This window comes from Parasphingorhabdus sp. (genome assembly GCF_048267785.1).
GTDB lineage: Bacteria > Pseudomonadota > Alphaproteobacteria > Sphingomonadales > Sphingomonadaceae > Parasphingorhabdus.
In genome coordinates this window covers 63,774-82,074 of sequence record NZ_JBLWWU010000011.1, presented here as the reverse complement: position 1 = coordinate 82,074, position 18,301 = coordinate 63,774, and the positions used below count along the sequence as shown (strand labels likewise).

The following is an 18,301-nucleotide window of genomic DNA, read 5'->3' as shown; positions in this document are numbered from 1 at the left end:
TACAATGGATAAGATTCTGCCAAGACCGTGACTTTATAAAATCAAGCTGATGTGGCTTCGGCGAGCAAGCTAATGACCAGAGCAGTTGGCTCTACGATCCGGGCAATAAAAAATTGAGGGTAAGATAGCGAGGATCAAGACCAGTTTTTCGAGTCGAGGCTGGTGAGGCCAGATTCTTCATCCACGGGATTATGCGCAAGGTGATAGCCGATAACGCCTATCATCGCTCCATAAGATACCTATCCCGATGTAGTAAGCACCGGCAAGGGGTCGTTGAAGATCTATACATATAATAGTCCGGCAGAGTATGTTGATATCAGAACCCATAAGGCGTATTTTGAAGCGGACGCCGGCCATGAACATTTCGATGGAAGGATGACATCTTGATCTTTCGGCAACTAACGGATCCCGAATCCTGGACCTACACATATCTGTTTGGCTTTCCGGAGACAGGCGAGGCGCTCCTTCTCGATCCGGTTTGTGAGATGATCGACAGGGACTTGTCTATGATTCAGGAGCTTGGGCTCACCTTGAGCTATACGCTGGAAACGCACGTTCACGCCGATCATATCACTTCAGCTTGCCGGTTGCGTAGCCTGACAGGGTGCAAGGTCGTATATCCGGCGATGGACAATCTGCCTTGCCCTGACCTTGGCGTGAGCGAGATCGAACCCCTGAAAGTTGGGGGAACGACCTTCCAGCCGCTATTTACGCCCGGTCATACAGATACGCATCATTGCTATCTTATCGACGAATCAGGGACGGCCCAGGTTTTCACGGGTGACGCACTTTTGATCGATGGTTGCGGGCGGACCGACTTCCAATCAGGCGACGCCGCAACACTCTATCATTCCGTGCATGAAAAGCTCTTTACGCTTCCCGACGAGACACTGGTTTATCCTGCCCATGATTATCAGCATCGGCACGTAAGCTCGATCGGCCAGGAAAAGGAACGCAACGCAAGGCTGGGTGAAAATCGCACTATGGACGAGTTCATCGACATCATGGACAATCTCAATCTGCCCTATCCCAAGAGAATCGATGTAGCCGTTCCGGCCAACCAACGTTGCGGAGACTGCACCGAAGATGTGCTGACGAATGAGCCTGAAGGCCCCTCAGTGCAAGGGTGATTTGCCAATTTCATTGCTGTCACGCGAAAAGAAAAGAACATTGTCAGGCGTTGGTGCCGAAAATCTGAACCGAAGTATTCCATGCCAATTCGCGGTGGCGATATTACTCCTGATTTCACGGTTGTTTCGCACATAGGGAAAATCAGATCTGCATGATCTGATCTGCGACCTTTGGTGTCTCTTCGTCAACCATCGGCTAAGAATAACAAGCCGGGAACCTTGCTTCGCGGCATCAAAACGTATATAATTCATCGCTCTTCTCCTTTACTTTGATTGGACAATGGAGAAACGATTGAACAATCGAAACCGCTGGTAGAGAAGATATCCGTCCGTTCGATACTACGGCTTCTGTCTCCCCCCTCCCGTCGTTTTCGAACTATCCCCCCAACACATACGCCAAAGGTGACAACAATGGCCGATAAGAAATCTACACCCCGCACCACAACAGACGCCGGCATTCCAGCCCAGAGCGACGAGCATTCGTTTTCCATCGGAAATGACGGTCCGATCGTACTCAACGACCACTACCTGATTGAACAGATGGCGAACTTCAATCGCGAGCGTATCCCGGAGCGTCAGCCCCATGCCAAGGGAAGCGGGGCATTCGGTCATTTTGAGGTAACGACAGACGTCAGCAAATACACCAAGGCACGTTTCCTCCAGCCGGGTGCAAAAGTGGAAACCGCGATGCGCTTTTCCACCGTCGCTGGCGAGCGCGGGAGTCCCGACACCTGGCGCGATCCTCGCGGCTTTTCGGTGAAATTCTATACCGAGGACGGCAATTTTGACCTGGTCGGCAACAATACGCCGATCTTCTTCATTCGCGATCCATTGAAGTTTCAGCACTTCATTCGCAGTCAAAAGCGCCGCGCCGACAATGGTTTGCGCGATCACGACATGCAATGGGACTTCTGGACACTCAGTCCGGAGAGTGCGCATCAAGTCACCTATCTGATGGGTGATCGCGGCGTACCCAAAAACTGGCGTGAGATGAACGGCTATGGCAGTCACACATACATGCTTATTAACGAGGCGGGCGAAAAATTCTGGGTCAAGTGGCATTTCCACACCGATCTTGGTGATGGCAACGCGTATCTGACACAGGACGAAGCTGACAAAATGGCCGGACAGGACGGCGATTATCACCGCCGTGATCTGTTCGATCACATTGCCAAGGGTGAATTCCCCAGCTGGACGCTGAAATTCCAGATCATGCCGTTCGAGGATGCCGAAACCTACCGGATCAATCCGTTCGACCTGACCAAAACATGGCCGCACGAAGATTATCCGCTGATGGAAGTCGGCAAGCTGACGCTCGACACCAATCCGGTGGATTGGGACACCCAGATCGAGCAGTTGGCGTTCGAGCCCAACAACATGGTTCCCGGCATCGGCCTGAGCCCCGACAAGATGCTGTTGGCGCGCGGCTTTTCCTATGCGGATGCACATCGTGCTCGACTGGGGGTTAACTACAAGCAGATTCCCGTCAATCAGGCCAAGGCGGCAGAGGTTCATTCCTATTCGCGCGCAGGGCATGGGCGGACGGTCAACGCAGTGGATCCGGTCTATGCGCCAAACTCTTACGGAGGCCCGGGCGCGCAGCCGGAAGTTGGCGGAGAAGCAACATGGATGGCCGACGGTGATATGGTTCGCGCAGCTTACACGTTGCGCAAGGATGACGACGACTGGAGCCAGCCAGGCGTGCTGGTACGCGAGGTGATGGACGATGCGCAGCGCGACCGCTTTGTCGATAACGTGTCCGGGCATCTCGCTAATGGCGTCAGCGAACCGATTCTGGTGCGCGCCTTTGCCTATTGGCGGAATGTCGACAAGAACATTGGTGACCGTATTGAAAAGGCAACTCGCGATCTGCTCGGCGGGAAGTCGGTAGCTCCGGGCATGGCGAGTGCCAAGTCGATTTCCGGATATCAAGGCATTCCTGCTACGTCATCGATCGCCAAAGGTGAAGGGCAGAAGAACGCGATCATTGACGAGCGCGAGGTGGATCCGGCAAAATAGTCAGCCGCTCTGTTTGAATATGAAATAAAGCGCACCTTCGCGCCCGTTGCGGAGGTGTGCTTTTCATATCGCAGCGATGCCGCGACCGGTTCCGATGCAAAATGCTATCGAGGGAACACGGCTAGCCGTCTACGTTATCTTGCGAAAGTGCCAAGCGTGCTGCTTCGGAAGCTTTGGTCATTCAGTCCTAGCGGAGCTTGCGCTTTTGCATCATCAAACGCCACAATATGAAGAGCGAGTTGATGGGGGGTGAGATCAGCTTCTGGCATTTCTTAGGCTGGAGCTAATTGGCGCGCCGGTGCTTCCGAGGACGACATCGGGCCCCAACGGCTACCCTTGTTGGACTGCTGCCGCAGCTGTAGCGAGCGCACATGCCCCTAACAATAAGCCAATCCGCAACGGGGAACCATTTTCACCAAAGTGGACAATACCAACAACGATCATGGTTAGCGGAATGACGCCGGTCATAAGCGGGATTAGACCAGAAAGCGGAACTCCCGATTGTATCATGCGTGACATCATAAAAAGATTGAGGATAAACAGACTAGCGCAAAACACTGTTGGTCCAAATTTTGTGAACCCCATAGTCAAAGGCAAGGCAATTAGCGCCGCTACATTGGCGATGATCGCGACAAGAAACTGCAAGACTATAGGGAGTGTAAGGCTGCTCATTCTAATATCTTTCAGCAGATAATGTCAAAAACTGAGGCTCTTGGTCGAATAGGCGAATTATATGTCTGGAGGTGCGCTCGTCCTTTTGGGGAGAACAAGCGCACCGACTTGTATGGGGTTCAACCAAACCTTCGATTGTCCCTGCTTCAGGCTGTTAGGGATTGCCAATATCTGATGGTGGTAAACCATCCCAGATTTGGCGCAGCCGTTAATATCAGAATGTATAAGAAATATTGATCCCGCCGGTTCGCGGCGCGCCATATTGCTCGGTCCATCCAATGCTCGTGTTCAGCGTCTGTGTCCGGTAAAGGCGGTCGAAAATATTCTTTACCCAGACCGATGCTCGCCAGTGATCGGCAAAGGATATTCCCACTTCGCCATTGGCGAGGACGTAACCGCCTTCAACCGCTTCCGCAGGACTGCGGACGATGTCGAAACGCACACGACTCTGATAGTTGCCCGAGAGGGTGATGTCGGCCATAGTGCGATCCGAAAGCGACCATTCATATTTCATCCGGCCGTTGAGTGTAAGCCGAGGTGAATTGGGCAAAACACTGCCTTCGGCAACGCCGGCCACCACGGATTTGGTAACCTCGGTATCGATCAATCCGGCCCCGAAGCGAAGATCCAACCCATCTACCGGACTCCACCGGGCGTCAGCCTCGATCCCCGTCACCCGCGCATCACCAACATTGGCAATGCCGAACAACACCCCGACCGGAGAATCGAACAGCGGGCCATAGATTTGCGCATCGCTATAATCATAGTTGAAGATGGCGGCATTCAGCTGGAAATTCGGGAAAAGCCGCGTTTTGAGGCCGAGCTCATATGCGGTGAGCTTTTCGTCACCAAACGGTTGGAGCACAGTGGGGTCAAAAGTCAGCTGCCCCTGAAAACCTCCCGATTTGAAGCCCCGGCTGATACTGGCGTAGATCAATGTGCGGTCTCCGGCCTGATAATTAAGGCCGATCTTGCCGGACATGTTCGAGGTCGAATAATCATTGCTTACCGGTGCAAACAGATCCGAACAAGCTCCCGCCGTGCACAGGAATGTAGTGGCCTGATCAAATGTTTTGTCTTCCTCGGTATAGCGCAATCCGCCAATCAGCGTCAGGTTGTCCGCAAACGTCCATTCGGCGTGCATGAATGCGGCATAAGCATCGGTGCGCTGGCGATAGGTGTTGCCAATCGTATCCAGGCCGGGAAGGCCAAAGAGAGGCAGAAGGTCCGGAGAGAAGAACGTATCGCGCGTTTCTACCTTATCATGAGAGTAGAATAGCCCGCCAATCAAGTTGAGATCATCTCTCTGATATGCAAGCCGCAGTTCCTGAGAATATTGGTTTATGTTGTTGTCATAGGTGGAATCCAGATAGGCCAAAGAGGTTCCGTCGGTGTCTTCGACATGCAATCTGGTGAAATGTTCATAGGCGCTGATCGAAGTCAGCGTTATCTGGGGACTGACGGACCAGTTGGCAGTCAGGGATGCGCCGGTGGACTCCAGCTCCATATAGGGATCAATGCCCGCTCCCGATACGCGCGGCTGGCCCGCAAACGCGTCCTCTTCTGTAGTCAGGATATTGTCTGCCTTGTAGAGCGTAACGTCAGATCGGTCATAGCCCTTGTGGAGGTTGAGAAGCAGATCGAAGCTATCGCTCGGTTCCCATTGCAATTGTAGCCTGCCATTGGTGCGATCCACTTTTCCGATCCGGTTACCGGTAACATAATTGGTTTGTGGTCCGGATTCCTGCTGCACGGTCTGGAGCGCGAATCTGGCCTTCAGCGTTGACGTAAGAGCACCACCGACTGCTCCCTCTATATGCCAACTGTCATAGCTTCCATATCCTGCCTCAAGCATCACATCCGTGTTATCCGACGGTTTGCGGCTAATGATATTAACAGCGCCGGCAGTGGTATTGCGTCCATATAGATCGCCCTGCGGCCCTTTCAGCACTTCAACCCGGTCAACGTCAAAGAGGCCGAATGACAGCATTGCGGGTGATACAAGATAGACATTGTCGACATACATGCCCGCAGCAGGATTATTGTTGGCCGCATAATCATTCAGGCCAATTCCGCGGATGCTGACGTTGACAACGCTGTTGGCCAGCACATTCTTGATTTGCACATTTGGCGTAATCGCCGCCAGATCCACAATTGACTGCGTGCCGGCAGCCTTCAGGTCGCTTCCCGTCAATACGTTGATCGTTACCCCGACATCATCGGCGCGCTGTTCGCGGCGCTGTGCAGTGACAACGATTTCTCCCAACATGTCTTCCGTCCCGCCAGCTTCTGTCTGATCGGTGGTCGTGTTTTGGGCCAATGCAGGCGAGGCACAAGCTAGGTAGCAGATGGCGATCGCGAGAAAGCTGCTATTGCGGATATGTGTTTTGGTCATGATAATTTCCCCCTAGATTTTGATCGATGGATAGCCCTTGAGATCCTTCGATCTCGGCTTGGCATAAGTGCGTTTGCTGTGCGTCAGGCCCGCCCGGACGATCCCTGCAGCGACGCAGACGGTCGCGGGGATAGGATCAATCACTGGCAGACTGTGGTTTTTCGCTTCCAACGCGGCCGTAATCCCCTCGGCGCATCCGAGGAAGCCGGTACAACCCAAAACGATCGCGTGGGCACCATCTTCTTCGACCGCAGCCACGGATGCTTTTGCCAGTTCCCCGATCAATTTGTCCGGGGCAGCTTCCAGTTCCAATACCGGAATATTTATCACCCGTACCGAAGCCAGCTTGTCATTCGTGCCATAGATCTTCGCCAGATTCTCGATCATCGGGACAACGGAATCGAGCACGGTCACCACGCTATATTTGTGTCCCAGCATCGCAGCGAGATGCATCGATGATTCCGAAGGCCCAAGCACCGGGATTGAGACAACCTCGCGCGCCGCATTGAGGCCCGGATCACCCATGCAATCGATGATGATTGCATCCGCGCCGGACCGTTCTGCGGCAATCGCCTCAGCCACGATGCCGGGCACAGACATGGCTTCATCAAATTCGCATTCTATCGAGACCGGACCGCTGGCGATCAGGGATTGCGTAATAGAAAGATCCGCACTGTTCAGCCCGGCGACGTCGTCAAGCGTCCGGATATCTTCGGTCACAATCGGTGTAATGAGGTGGATACGCATTAAATCAGATCCTTTATCAGCTCGGTTACGGGTATATATTGCTCGTCCAGACCGAAGCACTTCGGTCCGACCACGTCCAGCGCACGCGCGGTATTCAGAAGCGGCGGGGCGCTGCAAACAACGACTGCTACCCTTTGCCCATAGGCAAGGCGTTCGGTCGGAATGGCATGGGCGGTCTCGAGGTCCACGATTGTGACGAGATCCGGGACTACGCATCGCAACCGGCCATCGACTGTTACCAACAGATTTTCATTCTGGAACTTGAGTTGGGCAGCTTCCGGCCCCGCCATCGCCGATATCGAGCAACTGCCGAATACCCAACCTTTGGACGTGTCTCGTTCCAGAGCGGTAATTTTCCCTTCGAAGACGACCGCCGCATCCTTGTAATATTCATGTCCGCGTAGCGCTGCGATTAACCGGTCGAGCGGCCGGCGCGGATCAGAGCTGTTGGTAATGGCTTCACCGATGGCAATCGCACCCGACAGCGTCTTCGGTATCGTCGCGCGCCGTGCCTCGACGCCGGTCATTGGGTAGCAGGACATGCACACACTGGCCCCCATAGCCGCAGCAACGGGGCGAGCCAGTTCCTCGGCTTTCAACCCAGTGGTGGTCTGATAAAGCACGCTATTGCCGTGCTCGTCTGCGATCGTGAGCGGCGCGCAGGCGACCCCCTCGATATTGAAGCTGGTCATCTGGAGAGCGGGAAAGGCGCGACCCATCCCATCTCCGTCGACGATGGGCAGCCCGCGCAGCGCCGAATAGGCAACCGGCATCATCGAGTTGCAGCCACCTATTTCGGCCGAGATGATGGCGTTTGCCTCTCTACCGAGAAATCGTTCTAGCGTCGCCACGGCCCGGTGTTGATCCTCAATCGAGAAAAGCTTCTCGATCATCACCGTGGGGGCACCCATCGCCGCAGCGATGAAGACATTGTCTTCGTCCTTTAGCTCATCCACCGAAATGACCGGGACCGGTCCATATTTTGCAATGGCTTCGCGGCATAGCAGCGATCCGAGATAGGGGTCGCCGCCACCGCCGGTGCCGAGAAACGAAGAGCCGATGGCCAGATGTTCGATATTGTCGAGTGTGATTGCAGATACCATTTCCGTTACTCCACCATGGCCAGATCGCCGACAGTCTGACAGACAACACGGGTGGCGCCCCCCGGCAAATATTGCAGCGGAACAGCCTCAATATTCACGACCTTGATACTGTCGGGGTGCGCGCCGGCACTAATCGCGTGCGCCGTGGCCTGTGCTTTGGCATCCGCTAGCGCGTCGGCACGCTCTTGCGGACCAGCGATATTGTAGATCCGGTCAATCTCTCCGCTAACCTGTCCGATCGCAGCACCGATTGCGTTGGCGACGCCAGCATGTGCCGGATGGAGCATTTCAGACACACCCTTGGGAGTTTCTGACACGATGACGGAGCCGCCGCCGACCAATATCATCGGGATATCATCCGGCGTGGTTTTCATCCGGTCCACGCCGTCGTCAATCAATTCTCTGATCGCTTGACGTGCTTGCGAAACCAGCGCGGGAGACAGGTCAGCAACCCGCTCCGGTTCACCGAAGGATGTCTGACCGCCAGCGACTGCAATATCGCTGGCGGTCATCGTCCCTCCCCCGAAGATCAATCCTTCACTGAGCAAACGATAGCCAACCGAATCTGGTCCTACCGTTACCTTGTCACCATTCTCACGGACCAGACTCCCCCCACCGAGACCGATCGAGAGAATGTCCGGCATCCGGAAATTTGTTCTGACTCCACCGACGTCGACATGGACCGTCGATTGACGGGGAAAGCCGTCCTTGAGAACGCCAATATCCGAGGTGGTACCACCGATATCCACGACAATTGCATTCTCGGCACCTGTGAGCCATGCGGCACCGCGAATACTGTTGGTTGGGCCAGCCGCGAACGTCATCACCGGATACCGCTGCATATAGTCAGCGCTCATCAATGTGCCGTCATTCTGGCTGATGTAAAAGGGAGCAGTGATCCCCTGATCATGCAGGGCATGTTTGAAGGCGGCGGTGATTTTTGCGGCAAGCGGCCGCAGGCTCGCATTCATGATCGCAGCATTTTCGCGTTCGAGCAGCCCGACCCGGCCCAGTTCGGATGACAGAGACACCTGCATTTCCGGTGCCTGCTTTCTAATCAAGTCGGAAACGCGTTTTTCGTGATCAGCATTCAACTGGCTGAAAATGCACGAGACTGCGAGCTGTCCTATGCCTTTCTTGCGCGCTTCAAATACAGCTTTGGATATAGCCTCTTCATCAAGCGCCGAAATTTCGCGCCCATCAAATTCGAAGCCACCCGGCACCATCGCGAAATCCCCGCAGACCGATGCTTTTAGGTCGCTAGGCCAAGAGGCGAATGGCGGTATGCCGCGTCCGGCAGGAAATCCCATCCGTATCGCATATACCGGGACAAGTTCGCGCCGCTGGATGAAGGCATTAGTAAAGTGGGTGGTGCCGATCATGACCGCCTTGATCTCGTCGGGCCGGATATTGCATTCCGAGATTAGCGCGCCGATGGCGTCGGAAATTCCCGTGCTGACGTCGCCGCTGGTTGGTCGCTTTACCGCTCCCAGAACCTCTTTTCCATCGAGCAGGACCGCATCAGTATTTGTGCCGCCGACGTCCACCCCAATTCGCATCAAAACCCTCCATTGAATGAGCGACTGACGGTAAACAGCGCCAAGATTTGCTCAATAGCGGTGGTTGGGAGGTTTCAACTTCTACCCAGTAGGTTTAAATATTGGCATCGCACAAATACCTACTCAAACAAGTAGGTTTAATTTATCAGCTCAAGCTTGTCCGCTGCGGCGACTGCGGATAAGCGATCGTGGACGCCCAGCTTCTTGAAGATGTTTTTGAGGTGGAAACGGACGCCATGTTCCGAAAGATTGAGATGGCGAGCAAGATGCTTGTCGGATCCGCCGGAACCCAGCAAGCGCAGGACTTCCAGCTCCCGAGCGGAAAGTTTGCCACTGGCAACGCTCTGACGGTCGCCCAGACGATTGAGCAGCAACTCCACGAATCCAAGTTCAAGATCGTCAAGAGCCGCATCCTTCCGCAGCGCTTTCAACGCCGGTGTCAAGCTGCTTCCAGCAATCTCCCGGAAAATTTGCCGCATGCCCGTTGCGGCTCCGATTGAAATCGCGCACCGGAGAGTTGTATGGGCACGATGCGTATCACCCTGCGCGGTAGCCATAGCAGACGCCACAAGTAGAAAACGTAATCGCGATCGTTCGAGGCCGCAGCTAGCTGACCATTCGATCGACTGGTCAAGCAATGCTTGCGCCTTGTCGGCTTTTCCGTCGAAAAAATCGGCATAAGCCCTTGCAATGGAGAATACCTCCTGTTCCTGCCAGCTGCTCGTCGGCCCCACCGCCGGTATTTCCCAAGCCATTTCTGAAATGATCGCGCGCTGCCCCTGCAGGCGAGCCTCACCGCAGACACAAAGCCTGATCGCCATCAGAAGGTCGGCTACCCGGGGCAAACCCTGGGCGCGTAACTTGCGGGCCTCGTCCTCGACTGCTTCATGCATCGCACCGATTCCGTGGTCGACGATGTTGATGCGTATCATTGTTTCATAGGCAGCAAAATATATGTCAAACCAGGCTTCGGCTTCAGGCATCCGGTGCGCTGACTTCCTGAGCGAATTGCGGGCACTGGTGAGGCGGCCTGCCTCGAACTCGATGGAGGCGCTCAATGCCGCAACGACCGTTTCGACTCCGACATCATCGGCGAAGTCCCGCTGCCATCGGGAGCGGGCTTCTGAAAGACAAGTTCTGGCATTTTTCAGTTTGCCCTGGGCGAGATTGATCGACGCTTCGTGCATGAGCAGAAACATCAGATTATATTGCGAAGAAACCTTCCGTGCTTGCGCACGTGCATCGTTGAGATTGGCCACGGCCGCATCGAACCTGGCGCGCTGACTGTTCAGGATGGCCGATAATGTAGCAAAAAAAGACCGCATCGCGGCATCGTCCGCTTCCTCCGCAATCAGGCTCTTGACCAACTCAAGGTCGCCGGTACGCTGAAATGAACAGCCATAAACGAGCAAGGTCAGACGAACGATTTCAAGGTCTTTGATCAAACGATGGCCGGACTCGACTTTCTCAGCCAGAGATTCAAACAATTCCTGTGCAACATTGATCCGGCCTACTTTCATATGGACGATACATTCAATCATTTGCAGCACGATTGAGTCGCCTATGTCCTCGGGACTCGAATTTTCGAGCAACTCCTTGAGTACAGAAAATCCGTGGACAATCCATATTCGTAAGGCCCCGTGGGCATGAGCATAATCGCGGATCCGGCGACTATCCCCTGCCATCCTTGCGAGCGTAGCCGCCTCAGCGAGCCTTCCGTTGGTCGAACATTGATCGGCCATCGACACCAGCATTTCAACACGCGTTTGCTCGTCGAACACCTGAACCGCGTCCCGCAACCAGATACGCAATGCGCCCTGCAAATCGATCCGGTTCTCGTGACGGTCGACCAGACCTTTAAACCGGAAAGCGAGGTCTGCCAAAATCCGGCCGTCATTCTGGCGGCCAGAGACCGACTCCAGAATATCGAGATCCGGCACATCCAGCAAACTGGCATGCACAAGGGCTGATAATTCTGCTTCCGAGAATAATGTAATAACCTCTTGGTCGATAAATTCGCCAAGTCGGCTTTCGCGCACAATATCGAAGTCGCTCCAGCTCTCGCAACGGTCCTGAGAACTGGCGGCCCAAGCGGATAGAAGCTCACTAGCAATCGGCCAGTCGCCGACGAGTCCCCTTAATCGCGAACGCATGGCCCGGCGTGGTACCGATTTGAGAATATCGGTTGTTACTCTGGCCCGCTGACGCAGGGCATTAGCGTCGAGAATATCAATGGAATGCCGGCTGGTGATCCGCGCCAACGGGAAGTCGTTTGGCTCGTTCATTGTCATTATAATGCGCTTCCCGCAATTTTGGACGCTGATCCTTTCTAACGCCAGCCGCATGAAATCTCTGTCAGCCAGATGCACGTCTTCAATTATTGCCACCTGTTTCGGCTGGGCGAGTAGCGCATTGGCTACAGCACAAGGATCGGCACGATGCTCTATCTGCCCAAATTCGCATAGCGACAACGCGCTTCCTGTTGAAATTCGTCTTGCTGCCTCGTGCGCAAGCCGGCTTTTTCCGAAGCCCGGCGGTGCACAGAGAACCACGATTGATCGCCCGGCCACGATGCGATCGACAATCTTGCTTTGATGCCCGCCCATTGCCGTTGCCATTAGTCGCCCGGTCCTTACCTGTCAGTTTGTGCCTCGAATTTTCTTCTACTAAGTAGGCGTAAAATGCAAGCGCGCGCCGACAACCAGCATGGATCAAAGCTTGGGAAAATTGGCAAAGATGCGCGTTTGCAGCGGGACGTTACCGCAAGGAAGCGGTCCTGCTTTTTCCCGAACAGATATGGAGGCGATTGCCCGCCAAATTACCGGACAGGCTGGAGGTCAGGCAGGCCGGTATCGCTTCAGTCAATTGAAGCCGAGTAAAGCCATGGTCTCCGCGACGCGAACATAGCCTGCGATATTGGCATCCAAGACATAATTGCCGGGCGCGAAATCGCCGGTGCGGACACTGTCGCAAGTCCAGTCGACGTCTGCGGTTCACGTTAGTGCTACGATGCTTGCAAGAATGAGACGAACAAGATCGGCCTGACCGCGTGTTGCGGTCTTGGCATATATCCGTTTGGAATAAAGCCTCGTGGTTTCGTGGGTTAGCCCCAGCAACAATGCGGCTTCCTTGATTGAAACGCCACGGCTGATGTGCAAGGCAAGTCGGGCCTCCTGAATCGTGAGACCGAAAAGATTGGCCAAATGGTGACTGCGCTCGGCGCTGTTGGATCGTTCGCCATGGACAAAAGCGATGGCAACCGGTTGCAGAGCGCCGGGCAGGTCTGACGGTGGATTGGTCAGTAGCATGTCCAGCCACGGTTCGTCAGACAGATGTACGGTCCGGGCTATGCTTTCACCAGCCTGACGCATTTTCAGAAACTGACGCAAGACGCCCTGGGCATCGGCACGTCCCACTATCAATCGCCCATCGGGTGATTTGCGCAATGTCTGCGCTTCTTGCACGAAGGCTTCCGCCTGTTCGCTCATGTCTATGATCCGGCCGGACGCGTCGAGCATGAACCAGCCAAAATTGAGTCGCATGATTGCATCGGCGGAAATGCCCGCCTTCAGCCTTTGCCTCTCCAGTTCCGAATGTGTGCCGGCAGCAATCGCAAGATGGTTGGCCAGCGCGCCGAGCAATGCTCCGTCGCTTGCGGAAAAGTTGCGAAAGTTGCGCGCAAGGGAAATCCAGATCTGACCGCCATTGGGCTCGGCGACCCGCAGGATGCGGGCGAAGCGAGCATCAGAATCCTGCAAAAACAATGCTTTATAGCGTTTTTGATGAGGATCATCCGGATCGATAAACTCGTCGAGGGTGTAGACGCGGTTGAGCCGCATTTTATTGTGGGGGAGGGCCGCGATTTTCCCGAAATTGTTGCGATAGATTTCGTTTATGTCGCCGCTGCCCTGCCGGGCCGCCGGAATCTGGACCGATTGCAGCCAGTCATGATCACCCTGGAAAAAGAGATTTGCATAGTCCGCTGCCGTTCGACGCTTTAACTGTGCGAGAAAATTCTCCCATGGGGGAGCGCCCAGCGTACCGCGGTGGAGCGCGGCGATCAGGTCATGTTCTTCACTTATTATTATCGACATTTCTCGTGAATATCCCATTTGGGAACTGTATGCGAGTCATTTGCACGCAATAGAGCTTCAAACGTTAAGAATTGGACCGTCCAGTGACCCGTATTTTGACCCATTTAGAGCGGCTTGAAGCCGAAGCCATCCACATCATGCGAGAAGTGATGGCAGAAGCGCACAAGCCGGTGATGATGTATAGCGTCGGTAAAGATAGCGCTGTTCTGCTACATCTCGCCAAAAAGGCCTTTTATCCATCACCCCCTCCTTTTCCGCTGCTCCACGTCGATACAACCTGGAAGTTCAAGGATATGTACGCGCTGCGTGAAAAGGCGGCGCAGGATGCGGGAATGGAATTGATCGTCCATCACAACGCGGAAGCAAAAGAGCGCGGTATCAACCCGTTTGATCATGGTCCGCTTCATACCGATATGTGGAAAACCGAGGGGTTGAAGCAGGCGCTTGATCTTCATGGCTTTGATGTCGCTTTCGGGGGTGCCCGACGTGACGAGGAGAAAAGTCGCGCAAAAGAGCGCATATTTTCGTTTCGCACGGCGAGCCATGGGTGGGATCCCAAAAATCAGCGGCCTGAATTGTGGAATCTTTACAATGCCAAAAAGGCCAAGGGAGAAAGCATCCGGGTTTTCCCGATCAGCAATTGGACCGAGCTGGATATCTGGCAATATATCATGGCCGAAAATATCGAGATCGTGCCGCTTTACTTCGCTGCGCCGCGTCCCACCTATATCTACGAAGGCGGGTTGTTCATGGCGGATGATTTGGACCGGCTGGAAAAGGTCATGGGCCGCAAACCGGAAATCACCACCCGATCCATCCGCTTCCGGACATTGGGTTGTGCCCCACTGACCGGTGCTGTTGAAAGTACAGCGTCGACCCTTTCCGAGGTTATCCAGGAAATGCTCCTGACCACCACCAGCGAGCGGCAAGGCCGAGTCATCGACAAGGATGAGGGTGGTGCAGGCATGGAGAAGAAGAAGCAAGAGGGCTATTTCTGATGACCGGGGACAGTGAAAAAATGCCGATCTACAAAACCGAGGCGTTGATCGCGGAGGATATTGACGCCTATCTCGCACAGCATCAGAACAAGGAATTGCTACGCTTCATCACCTGCGGCAGTGTGGATGATGGCAAAAGTACGCTAATCGGCCGACTGCTCTACGACAGCAAGATGATCTTTGAAGATCAACTGGCTGCGCTGGAAGCGGACAGCAAGAAGTCCGGAACGCAGGGGCAGGACATAGATTTCGCGCTTTTGGTGGACGGTCTCGCCGCCGAACGGGAGCAGGGCATTACGATTGATGTCGCCTATCGCTTCTTCGCAACGGAAAAACGCAAGTTCATCGTCGCCGATACCCCGGGTCACGAACAATATACCCGCAACATGGTCACCGGGGCGTCAACCGCTGATGCGGCCGTGATCCTGGTCGATGCGCGCAAGGGCATATTGGTCCAGACCCGGCGTCATTCTTATCTGGCTCACCTGCTTGGCATCAAGAATTTGATATTGGCGGTGAACAAAATGGATCTGGTCGATTTCAGCCAGGAAACTTTTGATTCGATCGCCAGGGATTATGGAAGATTTGCTGCGGAAATTGGTATAGAGAGCTTTACCGCAATCCCGATTTCCGGTTTCCGGGGCGATAATATTACCGAGGCACCGTCGGCAAATATGCCGTGGTATGATGGCCCCGCGCTGATCGCTCATCTGGAGAATATCGAGATCGCAGCGACAGCGGCGCAGGAAAAATCTTTCCGTATGCCCGTGCAATGGGTCAATCGGCCCAACCTCGATTTCCGCGGCTTTTCGGGTCTCATATCTGAAGGATCCATCAAACCCGGCGATCCTGTCCGAATTGTTCCGTCTGGCAAGAACAGCATGGTTAAAAGCATCGTAACTCTTGGCGATACGCTCGACGAGGCGGTGGCGGGCCAGTCGGTCACGATCACTCTGGATGATGAGGTCGATTGTTCGCGTGGAGACGTGATTGCCGCTGCCGGCGATCCTCCCCAGGTTTCGGATCAATTCGAAACCACGATCGTCTGGATGAGTGACGAAGCCCTCAAACCCGGTCGCGGGTACTGGCTTAAACTGGCCTCGCAAACGGTCAGCGCATCAGTGTCTGAGCCGAAATATGAAATCAATGTCAACACTATGGAGCATCTCGCGGCGAAGACCCTGGAACTGAATGCTATTGGCGTAGCGGAAGTGCACACAGACAAGCCGATCGTGTTCGAACCCTATGCTGACAGCGCGGCACTTGGCGGGTTCATTCTGGTCGACAAGATTACCAACGCGACTGTTGCCGCAGGTATGTTACATTTCAGCTTGCGTCGGGCCGCCAATGTCCACTGGCAGCCGACCACAATAACGCGGGAAGAGCATGCCCAGCTCAAGAACCAGACGCCGCGGGTGTTGTGGTTCACCGGCCTCTCGGGTTCGGGAAAATCAACCATCGCCAATGAGGTCGAAAAAGCCCTCAATCTGATGAACCGCCATACGTTCCTGCTCGATGGGGACAATGTTCGTCACGGCCTCAACAAGGATCTGGGCTTTACCGAGGCGGACAGGATCGAGAATATCCGTCGTGTGGGCGAAGTCGCCAAATTAATGACCGATGCGGGATTAATCGTGCTGACTGCCTTTATCAGCCCATTTCGTGCCGAGCGGAAGATGGTGCGAGAAATGCTGCCCGAGGCCGAGTTTATTGAAATTTTTGTCGATACGCCGCTGGCAGTGGCCGAAGAGCGCGACGTGAAGGGCCTGTATAAGAAAGCCCGCAGTGGTAAGTTGAAGAATTTCACCGGCATCGACAGCCCTTATGAGCCTCCCGAGAATCCCGAAATCCGGGTCAATACGGTGGAGATGACGCCAACCGAAGCTGCCGACTTCATTGTTCGTCAAATCATGCCGCTGAAATGAGTAGTTTCATGACCGATACCGAACTTGCCGCGCAGCTTGCCCAAACCGCTGGGCATATTTTGCTGAAGATACGCGACAGCAGGTTATTTGAAGGCAAGGCACTTGGCAAAGCCGGAGACCAGATCGCCAATGAGTTGCTGGTACAGGCCTTGCGCGTGCACCGACCGGAAGATGGCCTGCTTTCGGAAGAAAGCAAGGACACCGACGAACGGCTAGACAAGTCGCGTGTCTGGATTATCGATCCGGTGGATGGAACCCGGGAATATGGGGAAGGGCGGTCGGATTGGGCTGTGCATGTCGCTTTGGCTATTGATGGCGTCGCCTCCACGGGCGCCGTTGCGTTGCCCGGCCTTAACGGCGGTGTTGTACTGCGTGCCGATAAAGTCGGCGACCTTCCCACCCGCGACGGTCCTCCGCGCTTGGTTGTCAGTCGCACCCGGCCGGCAGCAGAAGCGGTTTCCGTCGCCGAGCGGCTGGGAGGGGAACTTGTGGCGATGGGCTCTGCGGGGGCGAAAGCGATGGCCGTGGTGCGGGGAGAAGCGGAAATCTACCTTCATTCCGGTGGGCAATTCGAATGGGACAGTTGTGCGCCTGTGGCCGTGGCATTGGCTTATGGCCTGCATTGTTCCCGCCTCGACGGCTCACCGCTCGTCTATAATCAGCAGGATACTTATATGCCCGATCTTCTGATTTGCAGAAGCGAATGGGCGGACAAGATATTTGATGTTTTGAACGGTTGAAGGACAGGAACTCTCAGGTGGGCAGGCGATACCGCACGCCAGCCAACCCCTCGGATGCTCCGTCCGGACCGCTATTGTTCGACTGGTGCCGATCTCTTGACTGAACTGGGATTTTCGCAAGAAGTCCAATGAATATCTGAAAGATGTACGGATCAGATATTATCATGCACACGGGCGTTTTTCGGCAATGATATGCACGCGATAAATCCACGACAAAATCATCCTTTGGGCGGATCCCCAAATATCGAATTTACCAAATTCGATCGTCAAAAATCGGGCTCCGGAATGTTGGACTGCTTTTTCGACCGTATAGAGATATCCCTCAACCCGGCGAGAATAAGCTGGTTAATTTTCCGCTGTTCTCTCCGTTATTACATCAAGACGTGATCAGGCCCTCTGGGTTTGAATCATATTTGCATGTTTCTGCGTCTGTGTTGACGCAGAAATTTGAGATCGAAGGAATTTACATTGGCGAAAATCTTGTTTGCAGACGATGATATATTGCTGGGTGATGCGGTTTCTCACGAGCTTGAATCTTGCGGTCATCAGGTCACTATCGCTGATAATGGGTTTAATGTTCTGTCTGTCGCTCTACGCGTTCGACCGGATATTATCGTTCTGGATAATCTGATGCCCGGTCTTACCGGCCGAGAGGTGATGCCCATTCTCAAAAGAGACCTCAGGACAAGGACAATCCCCGTTCTGCTTCTCACCAGCCAGACCAGCAAACATGACAGGCTCCATGCATTTGGAGCGGAGGTTGCAGATTATATGGCAAAACCCTTTTCGCCTGAAGAGCTGGTCGATCGGGTATCCATGCTGTTGGAGTCGCAGCAATCATTGCACCGTCTTGTAATGTAATATTCCTTGCTCGTCGCGAATCCGGTATGATGGATGACGCAAAAGAGCAGGAAACGGT

The 18,301-nt window shown here is 54.4% G+C and carries 13 protein-coding genes; 6 read left to right on the top strand and 7 right to left on the bottom strand.

The features are described 5' to 3' along the window. Nucleotides 1-383: 383 nt before the first annotated feature. Both ACN0VD_RS10685 and ACN0VD_RS10680 read left to right on the top strand, forming a co-directional pair. Nucleotides 384-1,130 (top strand): MBL fold metallo-hydrolase, encoded by a 747-nt coding sequence (locus ACN0VD_RS10685; protein ID WP_417594039.1) that lies wholly within the window; start codon nt 384-386, stop codon nt 1,128-1,130. A 411-nt stretch (nt 1,131-1,541) separates the two neighbouring features. Further along, nucleotides 1,542-3,149, top strand: a complete 1,608-nt coding sequence (locus ACN0VD_RS10680; RefSeq protein WP_417594037.1) for a catalase — start codon at nt 1,542-1,544, stop codon at nt 3,147-3,149. 330 nt (nt 3,150-3,479) lie between these two features. On the opposite strand, the gene ACN0VD_RS10675 is transcribed toward ACN0VD_RS10680, so the two are convergent. The 7 genes from ACN0VD_RS10675 to ACN0VD_RS10645 all read right to left on the bottom strand — a co-directional run bounded on the left by ACN0VD_RS10675 (nt 3,480) and on the right by ACN0VD_RS10645 (nt 13,719). Beyond that, complete coding sequence (locus ACN0VD_RS10675; protein WP_417594035.1) at nt 3,480-3,821, bottom strand: hypothetical protein; 342 nt, start codon at nt 3,819-3,821, stop codon at nt 3,480-3,482. 214 nt (nt 3,822-4,035) lie between these two features. Further along, nucleotides 4,036-6,216 (bottom strand): TonB-dependent receptor, encoded by a 2,181-nt coding sequence (locus tag ACN0VD_RS10670; RefSeq protein WP_417594033.1) that lies wholly within the window; start codon nt 6,214-6,216, stop codon nt 4,036-4,038. A 12-nt stretch (nt 6,217-6,228) separates the two neighbouring features. Further along, the gene (locus ACN0VD_RS10665; RefSeq protein WP_417594031.1) at nt 6,229-6,963 is read right to left on the bottom strand and encodes an aspartate/glutamate racemase family protein; all 735 of its coding nucleotides are present in this window, start codon (nt 6,961-6,963) and stop codon (nt 6,229-6,231) included. Next, nucleotides 6,963-8,066 carry a DUF917 domain-containing protein gene (locus ACN0VD_RS10660; RefSeq protein ID WP_417594029.1) on the bottom strand — a complete coding sequence of 368 codons (1,104 nt, stop codon included), beginning with the start codon at nt 8,064-8,066 and terminating at the stop codon, nt 6,963-6,965. The genes ACN0VD_RS10665 and ACN0VD_RS10660 overlap by 1 nt, the downstream gene beginning before the upstream one ends. Before the next feature lie 5 nt (nt 8,067-8,071). Beyond that, nucleotides 8,072-9,625 (bottom strand): hydantoinase/oxoprolinase N-terminal domain-containing protein, encoded by a 1,554-nt coding sequence (locus ACN0VD_RS10655; protein ID WP_417594027.1) that lies wholly within the window; start codon nt 9,623-9,625, stop codon nt 8,072-8,074. A gap of 137 nt (nt 9,626-9,762) precedes the next feature. After that, nucleotides 9,763-12,243, bottom strand: a complete 2,481-nt coding sequence (locus ACN0VD_RS10650) for a LuxR C-terminal-related transcriptional regulator (protein ID WP_417594025.1) — start codon at nt 12,241-12,243, stop codon at nt 9,763-9,765. A 375-nt stretch (nt 12,244-12,618) separates the two neighbouring features. Continuing rightward, nucleotides 12,619-13,719 (bottom strand): helix-turn-helix transcriptional regulator, encoded by a 1,101-nt coding sequence (locus tag ACN0VD_RS10645; protein WP_417594023.1) that lies wholly within the window; start codon nt 13,717-13,719, stop codon nt 12,619-12,621. Between the two features lie 137 nt (nt 13,720-13,856). On the opposite strand from ACN0VD_RS10645, the gene cysD reads away from it, so the two are divergent. The 4 genes from cysD (at nt 13,857) to ACN0VD_RS10625 (ending at nt 18,243) form a co-directional block, all read left to right on the top strand. After that, entirely contained in the window at nt 13,857-14,717 is an 861-nt protein-coding gene (cysD, locus tag ACN0VD_RS10640) for a sulfate adenylyltransferase subunit CysD (RefSeq protein WP_417594123.1), read from the top strand. Further along, nucleotides 14,717-16,642 (top strand): sulfate adenylyltransferase subunit CysN, encoded by a 1,926-nt coding sequence (cysN, locus tag ACN0VD_RS10635; RefSeq protein WP_417594021.1) that lies wholly within the window; start codon nt 14,717-14,719, stop codon nt 16,640-16,642. Before cysD ends, cysN begins: the two co-directional genes overlap by 1 nt. Nucleotides 16,643-16,650: 8 nt before the next feature. Next, on the top strand, nt 16,651-17,382 hold the full coding sequence (locus tag ACN0VD_RS10630; RefSeq protein ID WP_417594019.1) for a 3'(2'),5'-bisphosphate nucleotidase CysQ: 732 nt from the start codon (nt 16,651-16,653) through the stop codon (nt 17,380-17,382). Nucleotides 17,383-17,850: 468 nt separating this feature from the next. Further along, complete coding sequence (locus tag ACN0VD_RS10625; protein ID WP_417594017.1) at nt 17,851-18,243, top strand: response regulator; 393 nt, start codon at nt 17,851-17,853, stop codon at nt 18,241-18,243. Nucleotides 18,244-18,301 lie beyond the last annotated feature (58 nt).